The sequence below is a fragment of the Liquorilactobacillus mali KCTC 3596 = DSM 20444 genome, from assembly GCF_000260415.1.
Classification (GTDB): Bacteria; Bacillota; Bacilli; order Lactobacillales; family Lactobacillaceae; genus Liquorilactobacillus; species Liquorilactobacillus mali.
Genome location: NZ_BACP01000005.1, coordinates 1 through 12,551 on the forward strand (window position 1 = coordinate 1; position 12,551 = coordinate 12,551).

12 protein-coding genes and 1 pseudogene are annotated in these 12,551 nt (G+C 33.3%); 3 read left to right on the forward strand and 10 right to left on the reverse strand.

Annotated features, from left to right (window positions below):
- Positions 1–1,286 precede the first annotated feature (1,286 nt).
- Positions 1,287–1,910 (forward strand): sugar O-acetyltransferase, encoded by a 624-nt coding sequence (locus tag GSM_RS01325; RefSeq protein ID WP_003688170.1) that lies wholly within the window; start codon positions 1,287–1,289, stop codon positions 1,908–1,910.
- A gap of 327 nt (positions 1,911–2,237) precedes the next feature.
- Here GSM_RS01325 and GSM_RS01330 read toward each other — a convergent pair whose 3' ends face one another.
- The 5 genes from GSM_RS01330 to pnuC all read right to left on the reverse strand — a co-directional run bounded on the left by GSM_RS01330 (position 2,238) and on the right by pnuC (position 7,085).
- On the reverse strand, positions 2,238–2,864 hold the full coding sequence (locus tag GSM_RS01330) for a sunset domain-containing protein (protein WP_003688169.1): 627 nt from the start codon (positions 2,862–2,864) through the stop codon (positions 2,238–2,240).
- A gap of 75 nt (positions 2,865–2,939) precedes the next feature.
- Positions 2,940–3,371, reverse strand: a complete 432-nt coding sequence (locus GSM_RS01335; protein WP_235720326.1) for a hypothetical protein — start codon at positions 3,369–3,371, stop codon at positions 2,940–2,942.
- A 1,021-nt stretch (positions 3,372–4,392) separates the two neighbouring features.
- Positions 4,393–4,800: a hypothetical protein gene (locus GSM_RS01345; RefSeq protein ID WP_003688163.1), complete on the reverse strand. Its 408-nt coding sequence runs from the start codon at positions 4,798–4,800 to the stop codon at positions 4,393–4,395.
- Between the two features lie 540 nt (positions 4,801–5,340).
- Positions 5,341–5,814 (reverse strand): GNAT family N-acetyltransferase, encoded by a 474-nt coding sequence (locus tag GSM_RS01350; protein WP_003688162.1) that lies wholly within the window; start codon positions 5,812–5,814, stop codon positions 5,341–5,343.
- A 461-nt stretch (positions 5,815–6,275) separates the two neighbouring features.
- The gene (gene pnuC / locus GSM_RS01360) at positions 6,276–7,085 is read right to left on the reverse strand and encodes a nicotinamide riboside transporter PnuC (protein ID WP_003688161.1); all 810 of its coding nucleotides are present in this window, start codon (positions 7,083–7,085) and stop codon (positions 6,276–6,278) included.
- A gap of 198 nt (positions 7,086–7,283) precedes the next feature.
- On the opposite strand from pnuC, the pseudogene GSM_RS13805 reads away from it, so the two are divergent.
- Positions 7,284–7,546, forward strand: a pseudogene (locus tag GSM_RS13805) (SemiSWEET family transporter).
- Positions 7,547–7,932: 386 nt separating this feature from the next.
- Here GSM_RS13805 and GSM_RS01370 read toward each other — a convergent pair.
- The 4 genes from GSM_RS01370 to GSM_RS01385 form a co-directional block, all read right to left on the reverse strand.
- Positions 7,933–8,361 carry a histone H3 family protein gene (locus GSM_RS01370; protein WP_003688157.1) on the reverse strand — a complete coding sequence of 143 codons (429 nt, stop codon included), beginning with the start codon at positions 8,359–8,361 and terminating at the stop codon, positions 7,933–7,935.
- Between the two features lie 156 nt (positions 8,362–8,517).
- Positions 8,518–9,099: a YiiX/YebB-like N1pC/P60 family cysteine hydrolase gene (locus tag GSM_RS01375; RefSeq protein WP_003688155.1), complete on the reverse strand. Its 582-nt coding sequence runs from the start codon at positions 9,097–9,099 to the stop codon at positions 8,518–8,520.
- Positions 9,100–9,123: 24 nt separating this feature from the next.
- Positions 9,124–9,801 carry a GIY-YIG nuclease family protein gene (locus tag GSM_RS01380; RefSeq protein ID WP_003688152.1) on the reverse strand — a complete coding sequence of 226 codons (678 nt, stop codon included), beginning with the start codon at positions 9,799–9,801 and terminating at the stop codon, positions 9,124–9,126.
- A 57-nt stretch (positions 9,802–9,858) separates the two neighbouring features.
- Entirely contained in the window at positions 9,859–10,269 is a 411-nt protein-coding gene (locus tag GSM_RS01385; RefSeq protein ID WP_050901453.1) for an 8-oxo-dGTP diphosphatase, read from the reverse strand.
- A 155-nt stretch (positions 10,270–10,424) separates the two neighbouring features.
- On the opposite strand from GSM_RS01385, the gene GSM_RS01390 reads away from it, so the two are divergent.
- Positions 10,425–11,309, forward strand: a complete 885-nt coding sequence (locus tag GSM_RS01390) for a GNAT family N-acetyltransferase (protein WP_003688149.1) — start codon at positions 10,425–10,427, stop codon at positions 11,307–11,309.
- Positions 11,310–11,407: 98 nt separating this feature from the next.
- On the opposite strand, the gene GSM_RS01395 is transcribed toward GSM_RS01390, so the two are convergent.
- Positions 11,408–12,550: a trans-sulfuration enzyme family protein gene (locus tag GSM_RS01395; protein WP_003688147.1), complete on the reverse strand. Its 1,143-nt coding sequence runs from the start codon at positions 12,548–12,550 to the stop codon at positions 11,408–11,410.
- Between the last annotated feature and the right edge of the window lies 1 nt (position 12,551).

The window sequence follows — 12,551 nt, forward strand, 5'->3', positions numbered from 1 at the left end:
CTGTTTGATATTTTTCTGCTAAGGCAATGGCCTTATTTTCATATATCCCCATAGCAACACACCTTTATTTGTTGTCTTTGTGATGTTTCCAAAAAATTTGAGTAAGTGCGATTTTAAGTTTCTCCTTGTTCACATCGGTAAGCTTTTCATTGGTATAAGTCATGTCTTTTTCATCTTCTGATGTGATGTTGTATCACTAGTGTCTTTTGCCGAAAGGTATAATCTGTTGACACATTAAACAGCTCAGACAAAGCTTGCACAGCATTTATATTAGTCTCTGTCTTATATCACATCACGTTCCTAAGCTCTGATTAAAATTTTTCTCTCTAATTCTCTTGGCTTTTTTGTTATCAGGATTGAACAAAAAATGACTAATTTAGAAAATTTGTATTTTTTGCTTCCCAATCTTCTAATTTAATACCAACTCAAAATAAATAAATTCCAACCATAAACAAAGTACATGGATAACAAATTCCAAATGTAAAAAAAGTTAGAATTAATCCTATAATGTTCCAGCTAATATAAGATAGTAGGCCACCGTAAAAAAGAGTTTTGACCATATTTTATTTCCATAATGTATTCTTCAAGTATTTTCACAGCTTTTAAAATCATCAGAATTAGGCCTTAATATTTTCTTAACAATTAGATAATACCACACAAAGAATTACAACATATAATATTTGTAAAAAATATCCAAGACGTGGTAATAGCTATAAAAAAATAAGTCTTAATCTTGACTTCTCCAAAACAGAAAATTAGGAATTATTTTTTTTGCTTATGATAGCTTTACTAATAATAAGAACATCTTCAGCAAGGAAGACCATGTCTTCATATTTTTCGTTAATGGATGCCAATCTTATTTTTCTATTTTCATGGTAAATCCCCATATATGTAATTCCATCATCTTAATAAAAAAATCACAATTTGACTATCTGTATCAGGTGTTGGCTGATGATGAATAAATGCTTGTAAACCTTGTTTAAGCAGAGACCCCATTGAATCTCCAGCAATTCAATTTAAAAATGTGGACTAATGCCATTGCGAGCAAAATTAACTAAAATCAAACCAAGTAGTCATAAAATCATTAATGTTAAATTCATATGCATAAAACGTTGGTTATGCAGAAAAAACGGAATAATGCTATATTGGACATGAGATAGGAGGTATTAATATAATACTTTTCTTGGCGAAATCGCTTAGTGTAGCGATAAATTTAAAAATGTAAACAAAATTTGTAAGGAGGAAAAATTATCATAGATAAAAATGAAGATTTGCAATATCGACATATGATTAAGGGAGAGCTTTATCATCAAGATAAAGTTTTGTTTGAGCTCAATATGCAGGCACGTGATAAACTTTTTGATTACAATCATTTAAGGTATCGTGATCTAGACAAACGTAAAGCAATCTTGAATGATTTATTAGGTGAAGCTGGGGAAAATATTTTTATTGAATTACCATTGCAGGTTGATTATGGATTTAATATTCACATAGGTAAAAATTTCTTTGGGAATAACAACTTAACAATGGCCGATGCTGCAAAAATAGTCATTGGCGACAACGTGCTAATTGGTCCTTATACAGGTATTTATACTGGGGGACATAGTATTGATCCAGGACTTAGGGCGAAAGAAGGCGCAGAATATGCCTTTCCGGTAACTATCGGTAATAATGTTTGGTTGGGAGCAAATGTTACCATTACACCTGGTGTCACAATCGGTGATAATACGGTGATTGGTGCGGGGAGTGTTGTTACAAAAGATATTCCAGATAATGTTGTAGCATATGGCAATCCTGCAAGAGTAGCAAGAAAAATTAATACTCAAGATAGAAAATACTATTTTCATGGTCATAAGACCTCACAAGATTTCATAGATAGATTAGAGCGAGGAGAAGTCTTTCATCGATAAAACACATATTATTAGTAGGTAATTAAGGTGATGGGAAGTAACAATTAAAAGAATGCTCTCAATCGAATGGCAGTCAAAAAATAGGGTAGAAATAAGTTTTTAAATTTAGTACATTACTGCTACACTTAATACCTATACAAAAAAGCCTGTATATCATTCAGAAATGTTGATATGCAGGCTTTTTATTTCGCGTATTTATATATATATCTTGAATTTTGTTCAGTGCTTGTCCCTAGAAATTAATAAACAAAATATTTTTTGGAGACATTCGGTCATGTATTCTTTTTGTTCATTAGTAGACTTGTACTTGGTGAGGATTGTATGCCATTATCGTAATGATTTTCTGTACCCAGCGGCTTGAGCATCTGCTTCACTATTAAAATATACAGCGTTAGATGAATTCATGTGATAACCAGCTTGACCTGGGACATGATAGATATGCGACTGAGAATTTCCAATAATTTTACCAGATGTTCCGGTGTAAAGGTCATCACCACCACCGTTGTTATTTGTTGTTTGAGCCACTGTAGCTTTTGAAGTTGCAGCTGCACGGCTGCTGGAAGCAGCAATTGACTGTGAAGTTGCAATTGATGAAGCTACCGACTGGGAAGAAGCTGTAGACTGAGAAGAAGCTACAGAGGCAGCAATAGAAGAAGATTGTGCAATACTAGAACTAGAAGCTAAGGATTCACTTTCGGACTCTGATGAAGCTATGCTTGCTGATTCTGAAGCAGCAATAGATTCACTTTCAGATTTAGCAGCAGCTTTACTTTCAGAATTAGCTTTTTTAATAGATTCCTTTTTTGTTTTTTCTTTCTTTTGCTTAGCTTTATCAACTTTAACAATTTTTGTACTGCTTTTTGATGAACTTGAACTATTAGCACTAGAAGTATTACTGCAACCTGCTAATGTTAATGCACAAAATATACTTAAGAAAATCCCTAATTTTTTCATAATGTTACTCCCCCAAATAATTTCAGCTTTTATAGTCATCAGTTTTGGACTAAACGTGATATAAATTTTGACTATTTAATCATTAATTATCCCATCACCACTTGAGGATTCAGTACTTTCTTCTGAGTTTTGCTGTGTTTTGTTTGTTGGTTGACCATTATGATCAAGATAACCTTGATCCATCATATATTCAGTCTGCATTTCCCCAGAATCTTTCATATCATTAGATGTGCTTTTCAGAGCATCATATTCTGACATGCCCTCATATTTTATTTTATAAGCCACAGGAGACATACCATATTTATTTAAGAAACCTGTAAGAGTATTTTCGTCATAAGATATAGAACTACTATTGCTTGAAGGCTGTACTTGAGCACTTTGAGCACTGGTGAATTGCGAGTTCTGTGAGCTAGAGTTCAATGTTATGGTTTTATTTTTTGTTTCTAATTTAATTTTTGCTTCGCTTTCTGCTTTGGACATGCTCTCAGACTCTTTTTTCTTTTTCAAAGTAATACTTGCTGTTTTTTTGCTTGATTTTTTCGTCATAATGATCTCGGATTTTTCTTTAGACGAATTACTTTTTTGTTTACAGAACTATTATTTTCGCATGCAGCAAATAGAAGAGAAGAAGTTGCCATTAAACCAAATAAATATATTTTTTTCATTTTTATTTTCCCCCAAAAACAAAATTTTACATTTAGTGGGTAATATTTGATACTTGAGTTCATTCCTAAATAAAAGCCCACAAAAGGGCAATTAATTAAAGATCTAAACACAATCAAACACATGACCAGAATTTGCATCAATGTGACCTTAATTGATTTAGAATTAGGATAAATTAGATAGTTGATTATATCGTCTATTTTCAATATTGTTGTTCGAAATATAAAAAGACAGAAGAATTTTGATAACTAAAGATATTGACTCAATTATTATGTATGATTTAACAAGAGTTAAATTATTTTATTTGCTAAATTATATGTGTTTTTGCAACCAAAGTAGTTATTTTTATGCCTATAATCAATTGAAATACATTTATGCTCCAATATTTGAATCTGTTTTTTAATAATATAATATCATAAATAATTGATAAATTATAAAGTTTTTTAAAGATAATGAAAAAATTAGAAATTACTTGGAATATAAAAAAAGATGTTTTATTTCTAATTATTATGTTCATGATTTAATGACTATATTTGAAGAAAATACACTTTCAAAGATGTGGTTAAAGGGAAGACTTTAAGGTTTGAGCTTGAGGTTGAAGTAGCCATATAAGATTATTATTTAGGGAGGATTACTTTAAGTAGAAATAAAGTGTAGTATTTGAAAGCAAAATAAGGAGATAAGTTTGAGGATAGTAAAAGTGTGGTGGGATTAGGGAACACGTTTATACGGAACAAATAGAGGAGTCAGATCAAAAAATAACTTTTGACCTGGCTCCTTATGAGAAAAGCTTATTATAATTTAGTAGACAAAAATCGTATTAAGTGACTTTATCATTCGACACAGTAATTACGTTCTGTAAAAATTAATTTGGAGATTCATCATACGATAAATTGATGAAAAGGGCATTGTTCAACCTGTTGATTGTATAAAGAACCTTACCAATCAAAGCAGAATCTTCAAGGTCTGCTTTTTTTAATATAAATGATTCCTTACTTAAAAAATCGGATAGAGGGTGGAATTGAAATTCTAATTTATTAAGATTTTCAACACGGTAGAGATGAAAGAGGAATCCTTCATCCCTGGAAGTAAAGGCAACGATATCCTTTTCTTTAATATAATCCAATTTATTCTTTTTTAGTTTAGCTATACAAATGATATCATCATTTTTTAAATATGGATTATCACTTGCAGTTAGTAACGCACTGTATTCCAGTTCGATATTGGTGTATTTTTCATCATTGATACTGATAACTATATCTGAATTATGCATTTTGAAACTCCTTCGCTAATTATGTTTTTTTACTGCTTATAACGTAAATTATTTTTCATTTTGGACGCAAATACAAAAAAACAGAAATTTTTTGGTAATACGTAATTAAAAAATTAACTTATTTCAGAGGTACTGATCCTTATTTTCAACTGTATTTTTATATGCATCAAAGTAAAATACGCATAAAAGTTTATTAATGAATTTATTTTTTTAATTTAATTCAATCAATTGTAATTTTCTAAACTTTTTTCGTATTAGCATAGACGTTTCCGTATCAGAGGTTAGTTCAAAATAAAAAAATTGAGCTTCCCATAAAAATAGGGAAACCCAACTTTTTTCTTTTACATTCTAATAAAACTTAGATCTACCACGGTCGCCTAACAAATGCCAGCAGCGATGCAAGAACATCAACAACCCAACCCAATACTTTAAGAATAGCGATACAAATTTTCTTGAGCAAATTAATCAATTTCTTTTACCAAAAGAATACTCTCACTTTTAATATTTGTATAGTAAATTTAAGATATTTTTAAAAGAATACTAATTAATTATTTTGAAATATTTGTAATTATCAACGTACCTATCATTTATAAAAAATCTGTTGCGCTCGGTAACAAAACGTGTGAATCCCAAATTTTCATAGAATTTTATGGCTGTGGGATTGGTTGAGAGTACGTCAAGATTTATTCGTTTAATATTATGTTTTTGGGCTTTGTTGATCATTTGCATAATTAATTTTTGGCCGATCCCTAATCTTTGATATCTTTTTGAGATAAAAACTTCAAATTCAATTATATCTTTTGAGTTATACGAAGGGTAATAAATTAATGCCCCAACAACCAGATTTTTCAAGGTTGCAACTATAGCCGTACCATGGCTGACTTTTTCGACAAATTTATCATAGTCTGTGCTGGAGTAAGGGTAAGGGTCTTCAGTTAATGTCATTACTTCACGGCTGATTTGCCAAACTGCTCGAATATTTTGACTGGTTAATTTCTGAAAAAACAATTCCATTTTAAATACCTCCTACATAACATAACCTTTTTTTATAGTATAACTTATAAAAACTTAAACTCTTGTTGATATCATGAAGAAAAATGAGGGTGATAATATGGAACTTTTTAGAGCTGTCAAAAATGCATTTTTACCATCTGCATTATTTTGGATGGGCATGTACTTGGTAATAAAATTATTAGTAGTATTAATAAAGTAACCGGATTGTCAGAAATCAAGTGGCAGGGATCAGTGTTTTCTTTTTATTTGTAAAAATTTCTTATTAGAAATAGTGAGTTGTGATAAAAATATCATCACTCATGCTATAAAATCATAAAAAAATGAATTGGCCCCTAAAGTCAGCTTTTTTAGTTTGCTGATTTTGGAGGTCAATTCAATAATAGCCATATGCATTATATGAGTGAGTATATGATAGTACTGCTTTAATTCACGGTTGCTTTTGTGCTAGTTAGAATAGTGAGCTAATTATCTTTTTTCTGTTGTCCATAATACCAAAGATAGAGTCCATATAATGAATTTATGAACATAATAACTTGAAGAACAAACATGGATGTTGATGCAGGACTAACAATTTGCAGTTGATTATACCAAATAATTATATTGACTATATCCAGTGTAATCCATGCAATCCATTGTGAGCGGTAGCCATATGTCATTAGTACTTGTCCCACAATGCCAAGAGGCAATAGGGTGGCATCTAAGTAAACTTGGGTTCCGTTTAGTCTTTTGCTGAAAAAGAGTACTACAAAATAAATGATGAAGGTTACAACTAACCAGAATAATCCGTTCAACCAAGTGAAACTGCGGGAAGTTAATTCGTCTTTACTGGACTGTTTACTAATTTGATTATGCCAAACATACAGGCCAACAAATTGCATTACTAAATAAAATGATTGTGATGCAATGTCGCCAATTAAGCGATTGTTAATTGCAATTATCAACCAAACCACACAGCCGAGCACACCCCAACTATAATTAGTCAAGCGGCCTTGATCAACGAGAATCAAGTTTAGGACAACTGCAATTCCTGTTATCAAGCCAATCCAACCAGAAAAAGTATAGTCATTACCAAAAGCAAAAGAAGCAACTGTCGCAATTAGCATGATACTCATTATGATTTTTGTAGTTCTACGTAAAGTTTTAACCTCCGAAATGTTTTTTTGAAGATTAAAAACTTGTGTAAGTGCTGCAAAAAAGTTAGTGATAAATTGTGAAAAAGTTGGCAATGATTCTTTAGTGGGTTCTTTATAAGTCTTTGAAATATTTTTCATACTGAAGATCTCCTTAGTTGTTTTTAGACAGCCGTGGTCGGACGCAACGCTGTTAATCATATAAACTCTTAATGAATTCTACCCCTGTCTTGACACCTAGTCAATCACTTTCTCGTTTGTATGATTTTATCTAATAGTCTACAATAGACTTTGAACTTATTGTACATAGGCAATGTAGTTCATTTGAGGAGGGTTTTTTTGAAAGAAGAAACAAGATTTATCCAAATTTTAGGACGTATCGCGACTGTTCTTTCAGTTTTAATGTATGTTTCCTACGTTCCACAGATTATCAGTAATTTGAATGGTCAGTATGGTAATCTGATTCAACCGCTAGTCGCAGCAATTAACTGCCTGTTTTGGTGTGTTTATGCCTATTTTAAGATCGCGATTGGCCGGTATTTTTAGCAAATGTACCAGGTATTTTTTTAGGAATCATTACTTTTGCTACAGCATTACATTAAAAAGTAAGCAATTGCGCGGTGTAAAGCTTGTGAATTTTTTCATTTTACACAACTTTTTTTATTTAATAAATAAGATAAAATGAACATATAAAGCAGATTGGTAAATTGTCGTTACAGATTAATTTGTTCACAGCTAATTTGCTTTTTAAATAGACCTATAACATTCCCTATAGGTCTATTTTTGGGAGCTGACTCGAAAATTTAATTTTGAGCCAGCTCCTATATTTATTCGGGAGTATGACAGAAGTTGACAACATTTAAATTTTACCGACTTCTGTCATACTCCTCATTCCTGTTACAAAAAAGAACCTCCAAAAATGAAGGTTCTAATTGACAACTTATCTTTAAATATGATATACACTCCTACACTAAAAAATTCCCAATTTTTATTTTGAGCCCTTGAGCTTGTAACTTACAATCAAAAGGTTATTTTGTTTTTTGGGATAATTAACTTTGCTGGTTTTACGCTTTGCTTTGTGAAAGCCTAGGGGTGATACGGAATTACGAACGTTTGCATTGCTTAGCATATTTACTTTTGGTGGTTCATTAGTAGTTTGTTGAGAAGTACTGTTCTTTTTTTTGAGTTTCACTGTCTGTAAAGTTTCTAGTTGACGAATTTCCTTTTTAGTATGGTGCTGAGCATCAATAGAAGATAAGTTGGAAGTCAGTGGAACACTTAAAATGACAAAGGGGAGAGCAATGATACAAACAACTAGTGGGCCCCACGAAGTCTTTTTTAAATAGGCAGTGACTAAGAAAATGACGATACAAATAGAAATCGTAACGGCAAATGTAAGTAATAATAGAGATAACATATTATCCTCCTGTTGAAATAGTTCTTTGATTCAAAGATAACGATATTGCGTAAGTATGGCTGATCTATGAGGAAGACACCTCAATGGAAGTCATAATTTTTACAACACAACCTAATCTTACGACAAAATATAATTAAGTTACAGGGTAAATCGTAATTATCCTTTTGATAAAGTTGTAATAAAGTCAGTTATACCTTGATTAAGTAATGAATTTGGACTTGAACCTGGTAATCCATTAGGGATGGGCAGGTTTATTTTTTTATAATAGGAATGCCATTCAGGTAATATTGAACCGTTAGGCCCAAATGACATGGGTGTTTGGGCAAAGATATCCTTGTACAAGGCACAGACAAATTCAGAGCAATAATAACCCGGCTGTTCAGCTATAAAACTACTATTATATGGCTCCCCCAGTAATGTTTTACCATGCTGGATTGCAGATTCGTGATCAATATTACTATTTTTAAGTCGATATACATCAATGCTTTGCTGGTCATTTAAAAAGTCGGTCAGTGACTCTCTAATGCATCCCTTTGTCGGTGTTGCATGTAAGACAAATAGTCCTTCCAAACCATGTTCTAACACACCCACGTGGGTATAATTTTTACGAGGCTGAGGGCGTGTTACAGCCTTGACGACTGTACTTTTGGCAATTATTTGCGATAATTTTTCATTTGTATCTGGGACAAAAAGTAAATCACCGCTTTTTAGCGATGCAAATGGTTGTTGCAATTTCATTTTATGTAATTCCTTAATAAAGTATTATTCTAGTTCTCGATTTACCATTGGTTTGATGTCGGAGACAAGAATCCCATTATACTTGAACCAGTCAAATCCATTGCGGTCTTTACCTTTTACTTCATTCGGTAATGCATGATAGAAATCATAACAGCATATTGCTGCTCTTGAAAGAGTGTGTGCTTTTCCACAGCAACACAAAACATGATTTTTTTCATCGATTACAGTAACGACTAGATTAGGATTTTCTTTAAAAGTCAGTTTTGCTCCAGTAGGGATACTGAGATATTTAAAATTACGATTTGGGCGTGTCCCTATTCGTCTTTGCACTACCTTAAACGTTTTTCCAGTTATTTTTGCATTATATTCTTCTGGCCTAATCCATAAAGCGTTTGTATCATTGAAAGTCAGTAATTCAAAAATATTTTTTACTTGATTGTAAGTAGCTTTGAAAAACTCCTTTGAGGAGCTCTCACGTTTGTCAGCAAGTGCCTTATGTAAGATACGTTCGGCTTTTTTATAGTTTTCAAGGTATACCGCAAAGAGCAATAACGTAGGTTTACCTTCTGGGATTCCAGTATCATTGAATTGTGCCAATCTATGTTCAAGATTTTTTGTTTGACCAATTTTGATATATCCAGGAAATGCCTTATTTTCAAAGGCGTAGACAAATCCATGATTTTCACGTTCATCACTATTCATTTTATCACAATCCCTTGAATCAAATTTATCAATTTGGTGTAATATCCTTTCGCAATTTTATTTAATCTCTGTATGCCAGTCCCCATTATCTTCAAAATAGTATAATTCACTGTTTTGACTCGTGAAAACCTCATACAGTTCTTCAAATCTGGCAGCTAGATTGGCTGAGAGAAGATTTTTCTGGTTAACCCAGAGAATTTCGCCTTCGGAAGAAGATTTGATTTGTCCTGTAAACTTAGAAGCCTTGTAAAGAAGTACAATGTAGCGTCCATCTTCATCAGTTGTAAATTGCTTTATCCCGCAAAGTATTGGGTCTTGAATTGTCAGTCCCGTTTCTTCGTATACTTCACGGATAACTGAATCGACGAAAGATTCCTTGGGTTCAACATGTCCTCCCGGGAAAGTGACTCCCGACCAATTTTTGTTTTTGCGCTTTTCAATAAGAACCTTGTCTTGATGGGTAAGCATACAAAGGTTTGTTAGAGTTGCTTTTTCTGCCCGCAAATTGTTTCACCTCTTTTTTTGCAATTATAACACAGTAAATTGGAGTGAGATTAGACATGTGTAATGTTTATGCTAGAATATTGCTATGAGCGACATTTACTGAGAGGCAGAAAAAACAGATGGAATATGCAGAATCTAAAAATCTTACTGACAGGCAAAGATTAGAAGTAAAACAATTAGTTGAAGAAGTTCATGAATTTGATGGTTCAAAAAAAGCTCCGTATTTAAGCAATCAATTTAATTTCTATCCACAAATGCCAACTTTTTTTTCAGCTAAAAGTGCTGGAAAATTAGTTGGCTTTGTAATGCTTTATGCAGACGGAGACACTACTGAATCTGTCGATGTATTTATGATAGTGGCACCACAAAACAGGCGTCAAAAGATGGGAACGAAGCTTTGGCAGAATGCATATCGTGTTTTACGCGAGTTCGGCTATCAGAAGTGGGAATTCATTGCTGAGAAAAGTTTCTTGGATAGCAATCCAGATTTTTTAACCAACCTCAGTCTGGAAGCGGATGCCGATCCAGAATATCAAATGAGGCTTAGCAAAAATGAGCAAGAATTCATGGTTACACGAGCAGACTTAGAAGTCCGCCCGCTTGAGTCAAAAGACATTCCTACGCTCGTACCAATTTATACAGAATCTTTTCCCGAGTCATCAGCAAATGAGGCAGCTACATATTTAACAAAGGGGTTAGCGGATGCTGCTAACAAAAATTTTGTCTTGGTATATGACAAGAAGATTGTCGGATGTTGTTCTGTTGACGTTAGTGCTGAGGTTGAATATTATCTGTATGGCGTTTTCGTCGCCAAAAAATACCGTAATAAAGGATTTGCACGCAATCTTATTGTTAAAGTAATCAACTGGTTTCCAGCAAATGACTTACAAAGAAGAGATTGTGTGCTTGCGGTTGATGGTTCAAATCCGATAGCGTTGCATTTATACAAGAGCATCGGGTTTAAAGCAGAAACCGAGGTTTATTATTTATATGGAAAACAATAGATTGACCGAATTTTATAGAACTTTGAACAGTGTAAAATGGTGAAAAATGAAAACCGTTAAGTGGACAACACAGCTTTTCACCAATAAATAAAATTAGCTTAATTTGCTGCAGCCAATGCCTGTTCTAGGTCTACAATCAAATCATCTGCATCTTCAATGCCAATAGCTAGACGAACAAGATTTGGTGAAATACCGCAAGCAAGAAGTTCTTTGTCTGATAATTCTGCATGGGACATTTTGGATGGCAGTTCAGCAAGACTCTCAACAGCGCCCAAACTTACTGCTAATTGAAATAATTTCAAACTATTAACAAATTTGACAACATCAATGTTTTGAACTTCAAATGATAGGACTGCTCCGAAATCCTTACATTCTTTTTTGGCAATCTCGTGTTCAGCAGTTCCTTCAATTCCTGGATAATTAATTTTTTTAATATCGGCTCTTTTTTGAAGAAAAGCAACAATTTTTTGCGTATTTAATAATTGTCTATCTAAACGCACACTGAGAGTTTGGATTCCTCTACGAATCAAATTAGAATCTTCAGGGGAGAGAACGCCTCCAATGGCATTCTGAGAGAAATACAACCTATCTGATAATTCTTTACTTTTAGTGACCACGATTCCGGCGATTACGTCTGAATGGCCACCAAGATATTTGGTGGCGGAATGAATAACTATGTCTGCACCCAGATTCAGTGGCTGCTGAAGGTAAGGGGTCAAAAAAGTATTATCCACGATAACTAACAAGTCATTTTCTTGCGCAATTTCTGCAATACTGCGCACGCTTGTGACATGAAGAAGCGGATTTGTGAAGGGCTCGAAGTAAATAGCTTTGGTATTAGGCTTGATTGCGGCTTTTACCGCAGCGGAATCTCTCGTATCAACAGCTGTAAATTCGATATTCCAGCGCTTGAAGAACTGGTTAAATAGGCGAAATGTTCCACCATAGATTTGGTCTCCAATAATTAAATGATCCCCAGGTGAGAAGATTGAAAGTACTGCGTGAATGGCTGCCATCCCAGATGAAAATGCAAAGCCTCTATCCCCATTTTCAAGTTGTGCAACCAGTTTTTCTAAAAATTCGCGCGTTGGATTTCCAGAACGAGCGTAGTCCCAGCGTACTTTAGATTCTGAATCGGGATAGGCATATGTAGTTGAATTATAAATAGGTGGATTAACTGCTCCGGTCTTATTTTCGTTACAGGGTAATCCGTGGACAAGGTTAGTATTGAATTTACTCATT